Annotated in this window: 17 protein-coding genes; 10 read left to right on the forward strand and 7 right to left on the reverse strand. The window is 67.4% G+C overall.

The features are described from left to right. Position 1 precedes the first annotated feature (1 nt). The 9 genes from MEU52_RS12420 to mfd all read left to right on the forward strand — a co-directional run bounded on the left by MEU52_RS12420 (position 2) and on the right by mfd (position 9,886). A complete protein-coding gene (locus tag MEU52_RS12420; protein WP_238122604.1) occupies positions 2–877 on the forward strand; it encodes a segregation and condensation protein A in 876 nt (291 codons plus the stop codon). After that, positions 874–1,593, forward strand: coding sequence for an SMC-Scp complex subunit ScpB (gene scpB, locus MEU52_RS12425; protein ID WP_238122605.1), 720 nt, complete (start codon positions 874–876; stop codon positions 1,591–1,593). The genes MEU52_RS12420 and scpB overlap by 4 nt, the downstream gene beginning before the upstream one ends. Before the next feature lie 192 nt (positions 1,594–1,785). Further along, positions 1,786–2,016 carry a twin-arginine translocase TatA/TatE family subunit gene (locus MEU52_RS12430; RefSeq protein WP_238122606.1) on the forward strand — a complete coding sequence of 77 codons (231 nt, stop codon included), beginning with the start codon at positions 1,786–1,788 and terminating at the stop codon, positions 2,014–2,016. Positions 2,017–2,079: 63 nt separating this feature from the next. After that, the gene (gene tatB / locus MEU52_RS12435; protein ID WP_238122607.1) at positions 2,080–2,691 is read left to right on the forward strand and encodes a Sec-independent protein translocase protein TatB; all 612 of its coding nucleotides are present in this window, start codon (positions 2,080–2,082) and stop codon (positions 2,689–2,691) included. Beyond that, positions 2,688–3,494, forward strand: coding sequence for a twin-arginine translocase subunit TatC (tatC, locus tag MEU52_RS12440; RefSeq protein ID WP_238122608.1), 807 nt, complete (start codon positions 2,688–2,690; stop codon positions 3,492–3,494). Before tatB ends, tatC begins: the two co-directional genes overlap by 4 nt. Before the next feature lie 130 nt (positions 3,495–3,624). Further along, on the forward strand, positions 3,625–5,094 hold the full coding sequence (serS, locus tag MEU52_RS12445) for a serine--tRNA ligase (RefSeq protein ID WP_238122609.1): 1,470 nt from the start codon (positions 3,625–3,627) through the stop codon (positions 5,092–5,094). Between the two features lie 48 nt (positions 5,095–5,142). Further along, positions 5,143–5,910 (forward strand): 5'/3'-nucleotidase SurE, encoded by a 768-nt coding sequence (gene surE / locus MEU52_RS12450; RefSeq protein ID WP_238122610.1) that lies wholly within the window; start codon positions 5,143–5,145, stop codon positions 5,908–5,910. Between the two features lie 123 nt (positions 5,911–6,033). Continuing rightward, the gene (locus MEU52_RS12455; RefSeq protein WP_238122611.1) at positions 6,034–6,330 is read left to right on the forward strand and encodes an FAD assembly factor SdhE; all 297 of its coding nucleotides are present in this window, start codon (positions 6,034–6,036) and stop codon (positions 6,328–6,330) included. Positions 6,331–6,376: 46 nt separating this feature from the next. Continuing rightward, positions 6,377–9,886, forward strand: a complete 3,510-nt coding sequence (mfd, locus tag MEU52_RS12460; RefSeq protein ID WP_238122612.1) for a transcription-repair coupling factor — start codon at positions 6,377–6,379, stop codon at positions 9,884–9,886. Positions 9,887–10,077: 191 nt separating this feature from the next. On the opposite strand, the gene MEU52_RS12465 is transcribed toward mfd, so the two are convergent. The 3 genes from MEU52_RS12465 to MEU52_RS12475 all read right to left on the reverse strand — a co-directional run bounded on the left by MEU52_RS12465 (position 10,078) and on the right by MEU52_RS12475 (position 13,218). Further along, the gene (locus MEU52_RS12465) at positions 10,078–10,431 is read right to left on the reverse strand and encodes a hypothetical protein (RefSeq protein WP_238122613.1); all 354 of its coding nucleotides are present in this window, start codon (positions 10,429–10,431) and stop codon (positions 10,078–10,080) included. Between the two features lie 76 nt (positions 10,432–10,507). Next, positions 10,508–11,359, reverse strand: a complete 852-nt coding sequence (locus tag MEU52_RS12470) for an SH3 domain-containing protein (protein WP_238122614.1) — start codon at positions 11,357–11,359, stop codon at positions 10,508–10,510. Positions 11,360–11,430: 71 nt separating this feature from the next. Then, positions 11,431–13,218, reverse strand: coding sequence for an extracellular solute-binding protein (locus MEU52_RS12475; RefSeq protein WP_443267090.1), 1,788 nt, complete (start codon positions 13,216–13,218; stop codon positions 11,431–11,433). A gap of 266 nt (positions 13,219–13,484) precedes the next feature. Between MEU52_RS12475 and MEU52_RS12480 the strand changes: the two genes are divergently transcribed. After that, entirely contained in the window at positions 13,485–14,207 is a 723-nt protein-coding gene (locus MEU52_RS12480) for an invasion associated locus B family protein (protein WP_238122615.1), read from the forward strand. 152 nt (positions 14,208–14,359) lie between these two features. On the opposite strand, the gene hspQ is transcribed toward MEU52_RS12480, so the two are convergent. From hspQ to gltX, 4 genes are all read right to left on the reverse strand, one after another. After that, entirely contained in the window at positions 14,360–14,728 is a 369-nt protein-coding gene (gene hspQ, locus MEU52_RS12485) for a heat shock protein HspQ (protein ID WP_238122616.1), read from the reverse strand. A gap of 92 nt (positions 14,729–14,820) precedes the next feature. Then, a complete protein-coding gene (locus MEU52_RS12490) occupies positions 14,821–15,861 on the reverse strand; it encodes an HpcH/HpaI aldolase/citrate lyase family protein (protein WP_238122617.1) in 1,041 nt (346 codons plus the stop codon). Positions 15,862–16,008: 147 nt separating this feature from the next. Continuing rightward, positions 16,009–16,272, reverse strand: a complete 264-nt coding sequence (locus MEU52_RS12495) for a sulfurtransferase TusA family protein (RefSeq protein ID WP_443266863.1) — start codon at positions 16,270–16,272, stop codon at positions 16,009–16,011. Further along, positions 16,269–17,684 carry a glutamate--tRNA ligase gene (gene gltX / locus MEU52_RS12500; RefSeq protein ID WP_238122618.1) on the reverse strand — a complete coding sequence of 472 codons (1,416 nt, stop codon included), beginning with the start codon at positions 17,682–17,684 and terminating at the stop codon, positions 16,269–16,271. Before gltX ends, MEU52_RS12495 begins: the two co-directional genes overlap by 4 nt. Between the last annotated feature and the right edge of the window lie 28 nt (positions 17,685–17,712).

The following is a 17,712-nucleotide window of genomic DNA, read 5'->3' on the forward strand; positions in this document are numbered from 1 at the left end:
CATGGTGGACGACGACAGCGCCTTCGCAGACCCGGCGGACCTTTCCGCAGGCGGTGGCGAGGGCGCCTTCGTCGTCGACCTCGACGGCTTCGAGGGGCCGCTCGACCTTTTATTGGCCCTGGCGCGTACCCAGAAGGTCGATCTCACCCGCATCTCAATCCTCGAGCTGGCTGATCAGTATCTCAGCTTCATCGAGCAGGCGCGTCGCGGGCGCCTGGAGCTGGCGGCCGATTATCTGGTGATGGCGGCGTGGCTCGCCTATCTCAAATCCCGCCTGTTATTGCCCGCGCCACCGCAGGAGGAGGGCCCCAGCGCTGAGGAGCTGGCCGCCGCCTTCACCCGGCGCCTGCGTCACCTGGAGCGCATCCGCAGGGCCTCGGAACAGCTCATGGCGCGCCCGCAGATGGGGCGGGAGCTGTTCGCGCGGGCCCGCCCGGAAGCCACGGAACGCAGCCCGCGGCCGGTGGTCTATGTGGCGAGCCTCTATGATCTGCTGTCCGCCTACGCCCTTCAGCGCCAGACCGAGGCCCTGTCGACGGTCACTCTCAAGATGCGTGCTGTCTGGTCACTGGCCGACGCGCGCGAGCGGCTGGAACGGCTGCTGGGGCGGGATCTGACCGCGGACTGGATGCGGCTCGACCAATTCCTGCTAGAGTATCTCACCGAGCCGGACCAGCGGGCCACGGCGCTGGCCTCCAGCTTTTCCGCCACCCTGGAGATGGTGCGCGAGGGGCTGGTGGATATTCGCCAGGAAGCGCCGTTCGCGCCGCTCTGGCTGCGCGCCCGGGGGGCGGCTGTAGCGGCCCCTGTGGGAGATGCGCCGGAGGAGGGCGCGGCGGCCGAGGGGGCAGGGCCGCCACGGAGCGAGGACACATGACACGGCCCGCGCCGCGGATCGACCTTTTCGATGTGCGTCCCGATGACGAGCGGGCGGTCGCCTTCGCGCGGGATCTGCGGGTGATCGAAGCTCTGCTATTCACCGCGTCCCAGCCGCTGGAGGCCCGTGCCTTCCGCCCGCACCTGTCCGCGGGCGCGGATCTCGACGCCCTGATGGAGGCTCTGACCCAGGATTATGCCCGTCGCGGGGTGAATGTGGCGCGGGTCGCCGGCGGCTGGATGCTGCGCACCGCTCCCGATCTCGCCCCGGCGCTGGCCGATTTGGCGCCCGAGCAGCGCAAGCTGTCTCGGGCGGCCGTCGAGGTGCTGGCCATCATCGCCTATCACCAGCCGGTGACCCGCGCGGAGATTGAGGAGATCCGCGGCGTCTCCACCTCAAAGGGCACTCTGGACGTGCTGTTGGAAACCGGCTGGATCCGCCTGCGCGGGCGGCGGCGCGCCCCTGGCCGGCCGGTGACCTACGGCACCACGCCGGCCTTCCTGGTGCATTTCGGCCTCGATTCCGTGGGCGACCTGCCGGGAATGGATGAGCTCAAGGGGGCCGGTCTGCTGGATGGGCGCATCCCTGCCGGCTTCACCATTCCCCTGCCCACCGACGATCCCGAGCTGCAGGCGGATGAAGAGGCGCTGGAGGCCGATCCACTCGACTTCACATTGTCGCCACCCCCCTCCGACGACCCCGCGGAAACGGAGTGAGCCGCCCGGGGGCACGGCCCAAATGTCCCCCGCGCACCGGCACTTGGTGCATCGCAACATCAATTGCATGCAAGTCGCCTGTGGATGCCGGGGGAGTCCTTGTTTTCGCCGCGCGCGGGGCATACTGTCCAATTTCACCAGACCCGAGCGCTCCGGCCTTGGGCGAGAATCACCTCTCGGAGGATGACCGGAATGGGTTCGTTGAGCATCTGGCACTGGATCGTGGTGCTGGCCGTGGTGCTCCTGTTGTTCGGTCGGGGCAAGATCTCCGACCTGATGGGCGACGTGGCGAAGGGCATCAAGTCCTTCAAGAAGGGCATGGCGGACGATGACGAGCCGGCCAAGCCGGCTGCGTCCGAGGCGCCGCGTCCGCTCCCCAACCAGACCACCAGCGCCACCGAGGGCGAGAAGAAGGCCGTCTGAGGCCGCGCTTCTCCCTGATGCGTTGAAGGAGGGCCACGGCACGGCCGTGGGCTTGAGGCGCTCATGTTCGATATCGGCTGGTCCGAGCTGATGCTGATCGGCATTGTGGCGCTGATCGTCATCGGCCCGAAGGAGCTGCCCTCGGTGCTGCGCACCGTCGGCCGCACGGTGACGAAGCTGCGCCGGATGGCCGGCGAGTTTCAGGGGCAGTTCCAGGACGCCTTGCGCGAGGCGGACATCGCCGACATGCGCAAGGAGATCAGCGATGTGACGGACAGTGCCCGTTCCACGCTGAACTCCATCGGCGCCACCAGCACCTTCGATCCGCTGCGCACCATCCGCGACGAAATCCGTGCGACGGTGGAAGGTGGCGCGAAGGCGGAGCCCGAGATCCCGGCGGCGCCGCTCGCCGGCCCTGCCGCCAGTGCGCCGGACCCGCTGAGCGCCGTGCGCGATGAAATCCGCGCCACCGTCAGCGCCGCGACCCGCCCGGCGGGCGCGGCTCCTGAGGCGCTGATCGCGCAGGACGTTGCCCCGGCGCCACTGCCCACCCTGGACGAGATGCTGCCTCCGCCCCCCAACGACCCGCTGCCCCCGCCGGTGTTCCCGCTCGCCGAGCCACCGGTGTCGCCCGCTTCCCCGCAGAGCCCTGCCGCCCCGACGAGCCCGCAATGAGCGACGAGGACAATATCGACGCCTCGAAGGCGCCGCTCATGGACCACCTGATTGAACTCAGGTCTCGCCTCATCAAATCGGTGGTGGCGTTTCTGGTGGCCTTCTTCCTCTGCTTCACCCTGGCGAAGCAGATCTACAACATCCTTCTGTGGCCCTATGAGTTCGCCTCCGGCTTCGCGCCGGGCATCAAGCTCATCTACACGGCGCCGCAGGAATTTTTGTTCACCCAGATCAAGCTCGGCATGTTCGGCGCCGCCTTCCTGTCATTCCCGGTGGTGGCGGCGCAGGTCTACATGTTCGTGGCGCCGGGGCTCTACAAGCATGAGAAGGCGGCCTTCCGGCCGTATCTCATCGCCACCCCCATCTGCTTCCTCATCGGCGCGGCGTTCGTCTATTTCGTCGCCATGCCGCTGGCCATGACCTACTTCCTGAACATGCAGCAGGCGGGCGGTGACGGGCAGGCGGAGATTTCGCTGCTGCCGCGGGTGTCGGAATATCTTTCCCTCATCACCACGCTGATCCTGGCATTCGGCATCTGCTTCCAGCTGCCGGTGGTGCTCACCCTGCTGGCGCGCATCGGCATCGTCACCCAGGAGATGCTTAAGAAGTCCCGCCGTTATGCCATCGTGGGGGTCTTCATTCTGGCGGCGGTGCTGACACCGCCGGATGTGGTCAGCCAGCTCTCCCTTGCCCTGCCGACCCTCCTTCTCTACGAGGTGTCCGTCTATCTGGTGGGGCTCGTCGAAAAGCGGCGGGCGGCGGAAGAGGCGGCCCGCGACGCGGCCGAATCGACCGCCGACTGAGGCGGACGGCGTCCCATCAGCAACGATTTGTGGCGCGCGGCGGGCCGCCGTGCCCTCGGCCTCGGGCAAGCCCCCGGGCTGAAGGTGCTGGGGCGGCGCCGGGCGCCGATGCACGCGGCGGAGCCTTGCCATGCACGATATCAAATGGATCCGGGAACAGCCGGAGGGCCTCGTCACCGCCCTTTCGCGGCGTGGCGGCAATGCGCCCGAGGCGCAGCTGGCCGCTGACATCCTGGTGAAGAAGCTGATCGGCCTCGATGAGCAGCGCCGCGCCAGCCTCACCCGGCTGGAGGGACTTCTCGCCCGCCGCAACGCCGCCTCCAAGGAGATCGGCCAGGCCAAGGCCCAGAAGGACGAGGCCAAGGCCCAGGCCTTGATGGCGGAAGTGGCCAGGATCAAGGAAGACGTCCCGGCGCTGGAAGCCGAGGTGAAGGCGGTGGAGCAGGCGCTCAACGACGAGCTCGCCGCCATTCCCAACGTGCCCCTGGCCGACGTCCCCGATGGCAAGGACGAGCACGAGAATGTGGAGCGCAGCCGGTTCGGAGCGCCCCGCTCCTATGCCTTCACCCCCAAGCAGCATTTCGAGATCGGTGAAGGCCTCGGCCAGATGGATTTCGAGACCGCGGCCAAGCTCTCCGGCGCACGCTTCGTGGTGAACAAGGGGCCGATGGCGCGGCTGGAGCGGGCGCTTGGCCAATTGTTCCTCGACACCCACACGGGCGAGCACGGCTACATGGAAGTGAACCCGCCGGTGCTGGTGCGGGACGAGACCATGTATGGCACCGCCCAGCTGCCGAAATTCGCCGACGATCAGTTCTTCACCTTTCGCGCGGCCGAGTTCGAGGCGGCGGTGACCGAGGCGCAGGTCAACGCATCGCGGGAAGTGAGCGCCCTCATCGCCGGCGGGGCGGATGTCGCCGCCGCGCTCGATCAGGTGAGCCTCGCGGCCCATATCAAGTCGCTGGAGCTCACCAACCGGCTGTGGCTGGTGCCCACCGCCGAGGTGCCGCTGACCAACCTGGTGCGGGAGGCCATCCTGTCCGAGGACGAGCTGCCGCTGCGCCTGACCGCGCTCACCAATTGCTTCCGCGCCGAGGCCGGTGCCGCCGGGCGCGACACCCGCGGCATGATCCGCCAGCACCAGTTCAACAAGGTGGAGCTGGTCTCCATCACCGCGCCGGAGAAGTCGGCGGAAGAGCATGAGCGCATGCTCGCCTGCGCCGAGGCGGTGCTGAAGAAGCTGGATCTGCATTATCGCGTGGTGACGCTGTGCACCGGCGACATGGGCTTCGCCTCGCAGAAGACCTACGACATCGAGGTGTGGCTGCCGGGGCAGGCGGCGTTCCGCGAAATCTCCTCCTGCTCGGTGTGCGGCGATTTCCAGGCCCGCCGCATGAACGCCCGCTTCCGCCCGGCGGATGCCAAGGACGGCAAGGGGGCGCCGCGCTTCCTGCACACGCTCAACGGCTCGGGCGTGGCGGTCGGCCGGGCCCTGGTGGCGGTGCTGGAGACCTACCAGCAGGAGAACGGCGCCGTGGCGGTGCCCGACGCCCTGGCGCCCTATATGGGCGGGCTGAAGGTGATCGAGAAGCTGAGCTGAGGGCGCGGCGACGCGCCGGCACGGTGATGAACATGGGGAAGGACGCAGATGCGTATTCTGGTGACCAACGACGACGGCATCCACGCTCCCGGCATCGAGGCCTGTGCGCGCATCGCCCAGGCCTTTTCCGATGACGTGTGGGTGGTGGCGCCGGAGTTCGACCAGTCGGGCGTCGCCCATTCCCTCTCCCTATCCGACCCGCTGCGGCTGCGGCAGATCGACGAAAAGCGCTTCGCCGTGAAGGGCACGCCCACCGATTGCGTAATCATGGCGGTGCGGCACCTGATGGGCGACCAGCCGCCGGATCTGGTGCTTTCGGGCGTCAATCGGGGGCAGAACATCGCCGAGGATGTGAGCTATTCCGGCACCGTGGCGGGGGCGATCGAGGGCACCATTCTGGGCATCCCCTCCATCGCTCTGTCCCAGGCGTTTGGCATCAAGAGCCGCGACAATCCCACCTATGCCACCGCGGAAGCCCATGGGCCCAAGGTCATCCGCGCCCTGCTCGACGAGGGCATTCCGGCGGGCATCGTGATGAACATCAACTTTCCCGATCGCGCGCCGGACGAGATCACCGGCATCGCCGCCACCTTCCAGGGCAAGCGCGACCAGCGGCTGATGCGCATCGATGCCCGGCGCGACGGGCGCAACCATCCCTATTATTGGATCGCCTTCGAGCGCCGCATCTTCGACACCGCCCCGGGCTCCGACCTGCGGGCGCTGGATGAAGGGCGCATCTCCGTGACCCCGCTGCGGCTCGACATGACGGACGAGCCGTGGATGACCCGTCTCGCCCTGTTGTTTGAAGCCAAGTGAGGCCGGCCAGGGCCCGCAGGCGCTAGTCAAGCCCGGTCCAATGCTTCTATAAGCAGCCCCGTCAGGAACGGCGGCGCCTTTGCGGCTGCGCCGTTTGCGCCGTTTCACCGGAAAGGTCATCTCATGTCGGGCAGCCAGCGTTCCAGCGCCGATCTCGACCCCCGCCGCCGCCGGCTGCTCTACCGCGCCTGGCACCGCGGCATCCGCGAGATGGACCTCATCATGGGCAAGTTCGCCGATGCCGAGATCGGCAACCTGTCCGATCCCGAGCTGGATGATTTCGAGCTGCTCATCGACGCCCAGGATCACGACATCTTCTCCTGGATCTCGGAAACCAACCCGCTGCCTGCGGCATACGACACCCCCTTGTTCCGCCGCATGAAGGCGTTCCACGACGAGGGGCGGGGCCTGCCGGAATAGGCCTTTCCGCCGCCTCCTTCCCGTCCTGTCTGCCCGGAGTTGTGTTGTGAAGCGTCCCCGTCCCCTGGCCGAGGCCCTGGTGCAAGGCCGTCCGCTGCTGCTGTCCCGTGTCGCGGAGGGTATGGAAGGGCTGGTGGTGGCCGATCTCGCCCGGTCGGTCTCGGCGGAAAAAGATGCGCCCTGGCCGTCCGTCACCGTCATCTGCCGGGATGGGCAGCGCATGGCGGCGCTGGAACGGGGCCTCGCCTTCTTCGCCCCCGAGCTGGACGTCTACAGCTTCCCCTCCTGGGATTGCCTGCCCTACGATCGCGCCTCGCCCAATGCCGCCATCGTCGCCCGCCGCATGGCGACGCTGGCGCGTCTCGCCCGGGTGAAGGGCGGCAGCGCCAGCGTGCTGCTCACCACGGTCAATGCCACGGTGCAGCGGGTGCCGGCCAAGGCGCTGGTGGCGGCGCAGTCGCTGTCCGCCGCGCCGGGCAACGCCATCGCCCTCGACGGCGTGGTGGAATGGGCCGAGCAGAACGGCTTCCTGCGCACCCCGACGGTGCGCGACACCGGCGAATATGCGGTGCGGGGCGGCCTCATCGACCTTTATCCGCCGGGTCTCGATGCCCCCATCCGCCTCGATTTCTTCGGCGACACGTTGGAGAGCATCCGCGCATTCGATCCCGAGACCCAGCGCACCACCGGCCAATTGCGCGCGCTGGACCTGGTGCCCATGGCGGAATTCCAGCTCACCACCGCCACCATGAAGCGCTTCCGCATGGCCTATGTGGCCGCGTTCGGCGCCGCGCAGAAGGGTGACACGCTCTATGAAGCGGTGAGCGAAGGCCGGCGCCATGCGGGCATGGAACATTGGCTACCTTTGTTCCACGAGCAGATGGACACGCTGTTCGACTATGTCGCCCAGAGCCCCATCGTGCTCGATCCTTTGGCCGAAGAGGCCGCTGGGGAACGGGTGGCGCAGATCGGCGATTATTATGCCGCCCGCAAGGAGGCGCTGGAGCACCCCGCCGGCGGCCCCATCTATAATCCGCTGCCGCCCAACCGGCTCTATCTCACCGGCGCGGAGTGGACCGCCCGCATCGGCGCCGCCCGCGTCGCTCAGATGAGCCCGTTCGCGGTGCCGGAGGGCACCAAGGGCGAGATGATCGACGTGGGCGGCGTGCAGGGCCGCTCCTTCGCCGCCGAGCGGGCCGATCCCGAAGGCAATGTCTTCGACGCCGCCGTGGCCCATGTGCGCGAGCTGCAGAAGAGCAAGAAGGTCATTCTCGCCGGCTGGTCGGAAGGCTCCCGCGAGCGGCTCGGCACGGTGCTGGCGGACCATGGGCTCACCGGTGCCGCCGCCATTTCCCGCTTCGCCAGCCTCGCAGCTCTGCCCAAGACCCAGCCGGCGCTTGCCATCTATGGGGTCGAGAGCGGGTTCGAGACGCCGGATTTCGCGCTGATCGGCGAACAGGACATCCTCGGCGACCGTCTGGTGCGGCCCAAGCGCAAGGCGCGCCGACCGCAGGACGTCATTTCCGAGCTGACCGCGCTCACCGCCGGCGATCTGGTAGTGCACGTGGATCACGGCATCGGCCGCTTCGTGGGGCTGAAGACCATCGAGGCCATGGGCGAGCCCCATGACTGCCTCGAAATCCATTATGCGGGCGGCGACAAGCTGTTCCTGCCGGTGGAAAATCTGGAGCTGCTGAGCCGCTATGGCTCGGAGGAGACCGAGGCCCAGCTGGACAAGCTGGGCGGCGGCGCCTGGCAGGCCCGCAAGGCGCGGATGAAGAAGCGCATCCGCGAGATGGCCTCCGCCCTCATCAAGATCGCCGCCCAGCGCCAGCTCGGCGAGGCGCCCAAGCTGGTGCCCGCCGCCGGCCTTTATGACGAGTTCCGCGCCCGCTTCCCCTATGAGGAGACGGACGACCAGGAAGCCGCCATCGTGTCGGTGCTGGACGATCTCGCCTCCGGCCATCCCATGGATCGGCTGGTGTGCGGCGACGTGGGCTTCGGCAAGACCGAGGTGGCCCTGCGCGGCGCCTTCGCGGCGGCCCTCGCCGGCAAGCAGGTGGCCGTGGTGGTGCCGACCACCCTCTTGGCCCGCCAGCATTTCAAGACCTTCGCCGAGCGCTTCAAAGGCCTGCCGGTGAACATCGCCCAAGCCTCGCGCATGGTCACCGGCAAGGCCCTCACCGAGGTGAAGAAGGGGCTGGCCGACGGCACCATCGACATCGTGGTGGGCACCCATGCCCTGTTGGGCAAAGCCATCCATTTCAAGGATCTCGGCCTCGTCATCGTCGACGAGGAGCAGCATTTCGGCGTCGCCCACAAGGAGCGGCTGAAGCAGCTGCGGGCCGAGGTGCATGTGTTGACCCTGTCCGCCACGCCCATTCCGCGCACGCTGCAGCTGGCCATGACCGGGGTGCGCGAGCTCTCCATCATCGCGACACCGCCGGTGGACCGCCTGGCGGTGCGCACCTTCGTGACGCCGTTCGATCCTCTGATCGTGCGCGAGGCGCTGCTGCGCGAGCGCTATCGCGGCGGCCAGAGCTTCTATGTGGTGCCGCGCATCGAAAATCTGGGAGAGGTGCAGGAGTTTCTGGCGACCCAGGTGCCCGAGGTGAAGGTGGCGGTGGCCCATGGCCAGATGGCCGCCGGCGCCCTGGAAGACATCATGACCGCCTTCTATGACGGCCAATATGATGTGCTGCTGTCCACCACCATCGTGGAATCCGGCCTCGACGTGCCCAATGCCAACACGCTGATCGTGCACCGGGCGGATATGTTCGGCCTTGCCCAGCTCTATCAGCTGCGCGGCCGGGTGGGCCGGGCCAAGGCGCGGGCCTACGCCATCTTCACCACGCCCGCCGCCCAGGCCATCACCCATCAGGCCGAACGCCGGCTCAAGGTGCTGCAGTCGCTGGAGACGCTGGGGGCCGGCTTCCAGCTGGCGAGCCACGATCTCGACATCCGCGGCGCCGGCAATCTGGTGGGCGACGAGCAGTCGGGCCATATCAAGGAAGTGGGCTACGAACTCTACCAGGAGATGCTCCAGGAGGCGATCGTCCACATCAAGGCCGGCATCACCGATTATGTGGACGACAAGTGGTCGCCCAACATCACCATCGGCATGCCGGTGCTGATCCCCGAGGATTATGTGGCCGACCTCCATGTGCGGCTCGCCCTCTACCGCCGGCTGGCGGATTTGCAGGAAGATCAGGAGATCGACGCCTTCGGTGCCGAGCTCACCGACCGTTTCGGCACCGCGCCGGACGAGGTGGGGCACCTGCTGCAGCTGGCCAAGATCAAGGCCCTGGCCCGCGCCGCCAATGTGGAGAAGGTGGATGCCGGCCCCAAGGGCGTGGTGCTGGGCTTCCGCGGGAACGAATTCGCCGATCCCTCTGGCCTAGTGAAGCTGATCGCCCAGGAAGGCAGCGCCGCCAAGGTGCGGCCGGACTTCAAGGTGGTGTTCCTCCACGACTGGCCGAAGGCGGAAGCCCGGCTGAAGGGCACGCTGGCGGTGCTGAAGAAACTCGCCGCTTTGGCCCAGAAAAAGGGGCTCTGAAAAAAGGGGCTCTGAAGGGCTCCATAAAAAATCCCGAGGACCTTGCGGGCCTCGGGATCGAAAGGGCAGGGGCCTTGTTCCATCGGCAGGCCGTCGACGGGAGCCGATGAGGTTCGCGCAAGCCCCCGCGGGCTCGTCCAGAGGTCCGTGGGAAGAGGTCCGGGACCTTGGGTCTTGAGCCGCCCCTGTCCTCACTTCTTCTGGGGGATGCCCAGCACGCCTTCAACGGTGCCGCCCACGGCGCCCATGGTGCCACCCACGGCCGCGCCGACGGGACCCGCGGCCTTCTCGCCCGCCTTGGCACCCTGGCTGGCGCCTTCGCCGGCGCCCTTGACGCCGCCGACCACGCCACCGGCAACACCGCCGCCAACCGCACCCACGGTGCCGCCCACGGCGCCACCCACGGGACCGGCCGCCTTGTCACCAGCCGCAGCGCCCTTATTGGCGCCGTGCTCGGCGCCCTTCACGATGCCCTGTGCAGACACGGAACCGGAGGCAAGGGCCAGGGCCAGGAGCGCAGCGCTCGCAGCAAGTTTCGTCTTCATATCAGATCCCTTTCCTGTTCAGCCCCAGCGAGGCCGTGGCCTCGGGGTGTTGGATTCGGCCATCAGGACTCACCGATTACCGATCTACCGCCCGCCGATAGACATACCCCCGCTTGCCGTCTGCGGCCACCTCACACCAGGAAGTGCAGGAGAAGATATCCACCTTTGTCCCGGCCTCGAGGGTGCCGATGGCGTCCGCACCCCGGCGGGGGCCTTTGCGCAATGTGACATCGGAGGCAATGCGCCCCTGACGCGCGATGGAGGCGGTTTCATCCGGATCCCGCGCCGGCTCCGGCGCCGCGCGGGCCAGCGCCGGACGGGCGACAGGCACGGGCGCCGAAGGCGCGGCCACCGATTCGGCGCTGGCTGGTTCGGGTTCCACGAACGCGGGGCGGGAGAAATCTTCGGCGGAGGGCGCCGGTGCCACGGCCGGGGCGGCATCGCTGTCCGCCGGTGCGGCGGCGACCGTGATCGCATGGGGGGCTGCCGCACCGGCCGGACCAGAAGCGGGTGTGACCGGTAAGGCGATCGCGGATGGAGCCACGGCGGACGCCGCCGCCGGCACGCTTGCGCTCATTTCGCGGGCTGCGGCCTCCCGGGCCTGTTCCCGGGCGGCCATCTCCACCCGCTGGGGATCAAGCCAATGAAACAGCGCGAGCAAGGCGAACACCGCCACCACAACGCCCGCCGAGATAGATACCGAGCGGATCAACACCCCTCTGTCGAGCCGGGCCCGCTTGCGCATCGGGCTGGTGCCGCGGGTGCCCATGCCCACCCGTGGGCGGATCGCCGGGCGCGCCTGTCGGGCGGAGGTGGCCTCCACCGGCGCCGAATGGGAAGAGTGGATCATCGCTTCTTCATCGTCTCGGACGCGCCGCCCACGACCTGAAACAGCGGGCAGACTCTGCAAAGCTTCCGCACCCATCATGGCACGACACGGTCTTCGGGGCAGCCCGCAGTGAGCCCGAGGAATGCGGCCTTTATTGGCCCCGCACCCCGCTACTGCCCAGGCGCCCGCCACCAGGTCTCCGGCAAGGTGCCATAAAGGGAGGGGCGGGCAGGGTGGGCGATGCGGGTCCAGCGGGCGAGCCACTGACCGGGGGTGTGGAACAGCGGAACCCCATAGGCGCCGGAGATCAGCACCCGGTCGAGCACCCGTGCGGCCGCGATGTAATCCTCTTCATCCGGGGCGGCGAGCAAGGCGGCGATGGCGGCATCCATGGCCGGGCTCTTGGCCCCCATATAGTTGCGGGTGCCGGGCGTATCGGCGGCGGCGGCGCCGAAATAGAAGGCCTGCTCGTTGCCCGGTGACAGGGATTGGGACCAGACGAAGGGCACCATGTCGAAATCATAGGCGTTGCGGCGGGCGTCGAACTGCACCGCATCCACGAACCGCACGCGGGTGGTGATGCCGGCCCGTTTGAGCTGGGCGGCATAGGCGAGCGCCAGCCGCTCTTGGTCGCGCGTCGCCACCATGAGCTCGAAGGAGAACCCGGCCCCCTCCGCATTGGTGAGCACCCCCTTGCGCAATTGCCAGCCCGCCTCTGCCAGCAACCCCAGCGCGCTGCGCAGCCGGTCCCGGTCGCGACCCGAGCCGTCCGACTGCGGCGGGCGATAGGTGCCTTCCAGCACATCCGGCACCACGGCATCGGGAAACGGTGCCAGCAGCGCCCGCTCCCGGGCCGAGGCGGGCCGACCCAGCGCCGACAGCTCGGACCCCTGGAACACGCTGCCGGTGCGCTGGTAGAGGCCGTGGTAGAAGCTGCGATCTAGCCATTCGAAATCGAACAGCTCGATCAGCGCGCGGCGCACCCGGATGTCGGCGAACACCGGTCGTCGGGTGTTGAACACCAAAGCCGAATAGGGCTTCGGCGTGCCCGTGGGAATCACCTCCTTGACCACCTCGCCGGCGCGTACGGCGGGAAAGTCGTAGCCGGTCTCCCAGCGGCCGGGGTCGCTCTCGAAGCGGGCATCCACCAGCCCCTTGCGGAACGCCTCGAACTCGCTGTTGGCATCGCGGAAATAGATGAATTTCAGCTCGTCGAAATTGTGGAGCCCGCGATTGACCGGCAGATCGCGCCCCCAATAGTCCGGATTGCGCACCAGGGTGAGGCCCGCGCCCGCATCCACCTCGCCGATCCGGTAGGGACCGGACCCCATGAGCGGCGTCAGGCCCCCCTCCTCGAAATGCGCCGGGTCGACAGCCTTATGGGACAGGATCGGCATGAGCCCCATGATCAGCGGCAGTTCCGCATCGGCTTCGGCAAAGGTGAACCGCGCCCGCAGGGGCCCCAATTGCTCCGCCTTCGCCACCTTGCCGTAATACAGGCGGTGATTGGGCCGCCCCTTCTCCCGCAGGAGATGAAACGAAAACAGGACGTCCTCCGCGGTGACCGGCGTGCCGTCGGCGAAGCGCGCGCGTGGATCAAGGTTGAATTCAACGTAGCTTCGTTGGGCATTGGTGGCCACGGAGCGGGCGAGCAACGGATAGAGGGTGAAGGGCTCATCGAACGACCGGGCCATCAGCGGCTCGACCACCGCATTGCGGAGAATGGCCGGCGCGCTGCCCTTGACGATGAACGGATTGAGACTGTCGAATGTGCCGAGCAGCGAAAGGGTCAGCCGCCCGCCCTTGGGCGCATCGGGGTTCGCATAGGGCAGAGCGGTGAAATCCGCCGGCAGGTCCGGGCTGCCCCGCATCGCCAGCGCTGCGCCAGGTTCCACCGCGCTCTGATTCTCGCCGGCGCGGGCAGACCCGAGGCAGAACAGCACCGTCAGCAAAGCCATCGAGCGGGCCGCCAGGATTTTCTGCAATCTCACCCCTTCATTCCTCTATTCTGCGTCGATGCGCCTTGTTCTCTGGGAGTGCGGTCGTGTATTGGCCTTAATCGTCGGCAAGGTAGCACGCAAAGTCGAGCCCAGCAGGCACCGTTCGCGCGCCGCCACCATCTTGCCCCATTTGGTTCGGACACAGCCGGGGTCATGACGGAGGTGCGGGGCCGCAGCCGTGCACGTGTGCTGAACGACCGGCAGGCACCACAGGAAAGGCCACAATGACGAAGACCCATTCCATTGCGCGGCTCACCGCCGGCATCGCTGCGACGCTGATCGGCGTGGCGCTGGCCGGGCCGGCATTCTCCCAGGCCCAGTCGGGCGGCAAGCCGGCTCAGAATGGCGCGGCGCAGGGTGGTGCGGCGGCCGAGCCTGAGGTCAAGTTCTCCGCCTCGCCCTGGCGCAAGATCTGCCAGGAGAATCCCCAGAACAAGAAGCAGGTCTGCGTGCTCACGCAGATTCTCGGTGTCGAGAGCCAGGCGATCGCTAAGGTCGACATCATCGAGATGAAGGACGAGCCTAAGAAGCGGCTCAACGTCTCGGTGCCGCTGGGCATGCGGCTGCAGCCCGGCCTGCGCATCACCCTCGACAAGGATCCAGTCGCCATTCCCTTCATCATCTGCCAGCCCATCCAGGGCGGCGGCGCCACCTGTGTCGGCGATGTTGAAGTGGATGCCGGCTTCATCGCCAAGCTGAAGAAGGCCAATGCGGTCTATCTGCAGATGGTGAACGGCGTTGGCCGCACCCTCTCCCTGCCCATCTCCAACGCCGACTTCGGCAAGGCCTATGATGGCCCCGGCGTCGACGCCAAGGTGGCCATGGAAGAGGAAAAGAAGCGCCTGGAGGAAGCCCGCGCCAAGCAGCAGGCCCTCGAGGAGCAGAACAAGGCGGCCCTGCTCAAGAAGGGCCAGGAGCTCGAGAAGGCCAACCAGTCCGGCAAGTGATGCCGTAGCGGCCGGGCCCGCGCGCCAGCAGGAGCGCGGGCCCTTGCTCCGCCGGATCCGTTCGTCCGCCGGCTGAATGCAAAACGGCACGTTCCTGAGGAACGTGCCGTTTTCATTTGAACACGCGGCGATCGTCCGACCAGATGTGCGCCTCAGTTCACCAGATTGGTCGGCACCCGCCAGCCGCCCGCGCCATCTTCCGACAGCGCCTCGGTGACCCTGGGGTGGCGCAACGGCTCGTCCGAGGCGTCATGCTCGAGATTCTGCTCGGAGACATAGGCCACATACTCGCTGTCCGCATTCTCGGCGAACAGATGGTAGAAGGGCTGGTCCTTGTCGGGTCGGATGTCCTCCGGGATCGACAGCCACCATTCCTCGGTGTTGTCGAACACGGGATCCACATCGAACACCACGCCCCGGAACGGGAAGTGCTTGTGGCGCACCACCTCGCCGATGCGGAATTTCGCCGTGCGCATCTGCGGCCCATCGAATTCCGCCGGAAGCTCCGGGGGAGGGGCCATGGCCCCTCTCACCTCCACAGAACCAACGGCGGACCGGGCGGCTTCCTTATGCTGCGTACCCATGTTCCGCCTCCTCTTCTGAACCGATTGTCTCACAAGCCGTAGACTTTGCCCATTTCCGGGTCTTTGGCCGCGACGATCTTTGCCAGATCGACGATGACTTTGGCCTGCTTCCAGGTGGCGTCGTCCTGCATCTTGCCGTCGATCATCACCGCGCCGGAGCCGTCGGGCATGGCCTCGACAATCTTGAGCGCGAACGCGACCTCGGCGGGATCGGGCGAGAACACCCGCTTGGCGATCTCGATCTGGGTGGGATGCAGGGACCATGCCCCCACGCAGCCCTGCAGGAAGGCGTTGCGGAACTGGCTCTCGCAGGCGGCGAGGTCGGCGAAATCGCCGAACGGACCATAGAACGGCTTGATGCCGTTGGCCGCGCAGGCATCCACCATCTTGGCGATGGTGTAGTGCCACAGGTCCTGCTGATAGCCCACGCGCGGCTTGTCGCCGTCCGGATCGGCCAGCACCTTGTATTCCGGATGGCCGCCGCCGACGCGGGTGGTCTTCATGGCGCGCGAGGCGGCCAGATCCGCCGGGCCGAGGCTCATGCCATGCATGCGCGGGGACGCCGCGGCGATCTCCTCCACATTCTTCACGCCCTCCGCCGTCTCCAGGATGGCGTGGATGAGAATGGGCTTCTGAACCCCGTTCTTGGCTTCAAGCTGGGCCAGGAGCTGGTCGAGATAGTGGATGTCCCACGCCCCTTCCACCTTCGGCAGCATGATCACGTCGAGCTTATTGCCGATGGCGGTGACGATCTCGACAATGTCGTCGAGCACCCAGGGGCTGTTCAGGCAGTTGATGCGGGTCCACAGGCCGGTGGAGCCGAAATCGGTGGCCTGCGCCATCTCGATGAAGCCCTTGCGGGCGGCTTCCTTCGCGTCGCTGGGAATGGCGTCTTCCAGATTGCCGAGCACGACATCCACCTGCTTGGCGATGTCTGGCACCTTGGCGCGCATCTTCTCCAGATGCGGCGGCACGAAGTGAATCATCCGTTCGAGCCGCACGGGCAGGTCGCGGTAGGGCGCGGGCGCGCCAATGGCGAGCGGCTTGAAAAACTGACGCGGAAGCTTCATCGATCCCCCCTGGCGCCGGACGGAAAGGCCACCTTCCCGTTGACCGGGCCCCTATTGAGTTGCAGTGCACCATAGCTCGCGTCGACGTGCAACGGCACTGTTCGGCCCATTGGCGAGCCATTGCGGCGCCAATACTGGCGCCGCGCCTCAGTCGCGCTTGCGCAGGGTGAAGGTCAGGCGTCCTTCATCCACAACCCGCTCCTCCAGAACCGCCCCGCTCTCCTGGGCGACATGAGGAATGTCGATCACCGCCATGGGGTCGGTGCAGATCACCACCAGGCGGACACCCGACGGCAACTGTTCCAGCGCCTTGCGGGTGCGCAGGGCGGGCAACGGGCATTTGAGGCCGGCCAGGTCCAGCTCCACGCGCTTGGCGGGCTCCTCGCCCTCGCGTCGCCGCGCGCCGATCACGGCAGTTGATCCTTGAGGCGGGCAAGGCTCTCGGCCCGGCCCAGCACCGTCAGCACATCGAAAATGGGCGGTGACGTGGTCCTGCCGGTGAGCGCGGCCCGCAGCGGTTGCGCCACCGCGCCGAGCTTGACGCCGGCCTGCTCCGCATAGGCGCGCACCGCGGCCTCGGTCGCGGCGGCAGTCCATTCGGCGGCTTCCAGCAGCGGCACCAGCTGGGCCAGATGTCCACGGGCGGCGTCGGTGAGCAGCGCCTGAGCCTTGTCGTCCACCGGCAGCGGACGAGTTTCGAAAATGAACTCAGCGTTGTCCAGCAGCTCCACCACCGTTTTCGCCCGCTCCTTCAGGCCGGGCATGGCGGCGGCGAGCTGGGCGCGCCGTTCGGGCGTCATGCGGGCGAGCCGGTGGGCGGCGTCGGGCAGATGCGGCACCAGGGCATCAATGGCCGCCAGCAGCTCGGCATCGGACGCCGCGCGCATATACTGGCCGTTGAGATTCTCCAGCTTCTGGAAATCGAACCGGGCGGCCGAGCGGCCGACCTTGTCGAGATCGAAATACCGGACCATCTCCTCGGTGGAGAACACTTCCTGATCGCCGTGGCTCCAGCCCAGACGCACCAGATAGTTGCGCAGCGCCGCCGGCAGATAGCCCATGTCGCGATAGGCATCGACGCCGAGTGCGCCATGGCGCTTGGAGAGCTTGGCACCGTCGGGCCCGTGGATCAGTGGAATGTGCGCCATGCGCGGCACCTCCCAGCCCAGCGCCCGATAGATCTGCGTCTGGCGGGCGGCATTGGTGAGGTGGTCGTCGCCGCGAATGATGTGAGTGACGCCCATGTCGTGGTCGTCCACCACCACCGCCAGCATGTAGGTCGGCGTGCCATCCGAGCGCAGCAGGACCAGATCGTCCAGGTCCTTGTTGGGGAAGGTGACCGTGCCCTGCACCATATCCTCGATCACCGTCTCGCCTTCGCGCGGGGCCTTGAGACGGATCACTGGCGCGCGATCCTTAGGCGCCTCCGAGGGATCACGATCCCGCCAGCGGCCGTCATAGCGCGGCGGGCGGCCTTCCTTGCGGGCGAGCTCGCGCATCTCCTCCAATTCCTCGGCGGAGGCATAGCAGCGATAGGCATTGCCGGCAGCGAGCATCTGCTCCACCGCCTCGCGATGCCGCTCGGCGCGGGCGAACTGATAGATGGGATCGCCATCCCAGGTGATGCCGATCCAGGCCAGCCCTTCCAGGATGGCGTCGATGGCCTCCTTGGTGGACCGCTGGCGGTCCGTATCCTCGATGCGCAGCAACATCTTGCCGCCCTTGGCCTTGGCATAGAGCCAATTGAACAGGGCCGTGCGGGCGCCGCCGATGTGCAGGAAACCGGTGGGAGATGGGGCGAAGCGGGTGACGATCTCGGACATGGAGCACTCGAAAAGCGGGCGCGCATCC

Source organism: Xanthobacter sp. NM-25 (assembly GCF_022138605.1).
In the GTDB taxonomy this organism is placed as follows: domain Bacteria; phylum Pseudomonadota; class Alphaproteobacteria; order Rhizobiales; family Xanthobacteraceae; genus Xanthobacter.

Bases quoted from the DNA above. Each gene is read 5' to 3' on its own strand.
- MEU52_RS12420 (WP_238122604.1), top strand. From the start codon at position 2: ATGGTGGACGACGACAGCGCCTTCGCAGACCCGGCGGACCTTTCCGCA.
- scpB (WP_238122605.1), top strand. From the start codon at position 874: ATGACACGGCCCGCGCCGCGGATCGACCTTTTCGATGTGCGTCCCGAT.
- MEU52_RS12430 (WP_238122606.1), top strand. From the start codon at position 1,786: ATGGGTTCGTTGAGCATCTGGCACTGGATCGTGGTGCTGGCCGTGGTG.
- tatB (WP_238122607.1), top strand. From the start codon at position 2,080: ATGTTCGATATCGGCTGGTCCGAGCTGATGCTGATCGGCATTGTGGCG.
- tatC (WP_238122608.1), top strand. From the start codon at position 2,688: ATGAGCGACGAGGACAATATCGACGCCTCGAAGGCGCCGCTCATGGAC.
- serS (WP_238122609.1), top strand. From the start codon at position 3,625: ATGCACGATATCAAATGGATCCGGGAACAGCCGGAGGGCCTCGTCACC.
- surE (WP_238122610.1), top strand. From the start codon at position 5,143: ATGCGTATTCTGGTGACCAACGACGACGGCATCCACGCTCCCGGCATC.
- MEU52_RS12455 (WP_238122611.1), top strand. From the start codon at position 6,034: ATGTCGGGCAGCCAGCGTTCCAGCGCCGATCTCGACCCCCGCCGCCGC.
- MEU52_RS12465 (WP_238122613.1), bottom strand. From the start codon at position 10,431: ATGAAGACGAAACTTGCTGCGAGCGCTGCGCTCCTGGCCCTGGCCCTT.
- MEU52_RS12470 (WP_238122614.1), bottom strand. From the start codon at position 11,359: ATGATGGGTGCGGAAGCTTTGCAGAGTCTGCCCGCTGTTTCAGGTCGT.
- MEU52_RS12475 (WP_443267090.1), bottom strand. From the start codon at position 13,218: ATGGCTTTGCTGACGGTGCTGTTCTGCCTCGGGTCTGCCCGCGCCGGC.
- MEU52_RS12480 (WP_238122615.1), top strand. From the start codon at position 13,485: ATGACGAAGACCCATTCCATTGCGCGGCTCACCGCCGGCATCGCTGCG.
- hspQ (WP_238122616.1), bottom strand. From the start codon at position 14,728: ATGGCCCCTCCCCCGGAGCTTCCGGCGGAATTCGATGGGCCGCAGATG.
- MEU52_RS12490 (WP_238122617.1), bottom strand. From the start codon at position 15,861: ATGAAGCTTCCGCGTCAGTTTTTCAAGCCGCTCGCCATTGGCGCGCCC.
- gltX (WP_238122618.1), bottom strand. From the start codon at position 17,684: ATGTCCGAGATCGTCACCCGCTTCGCCCCATCTCCCACCGGTTTCCTG.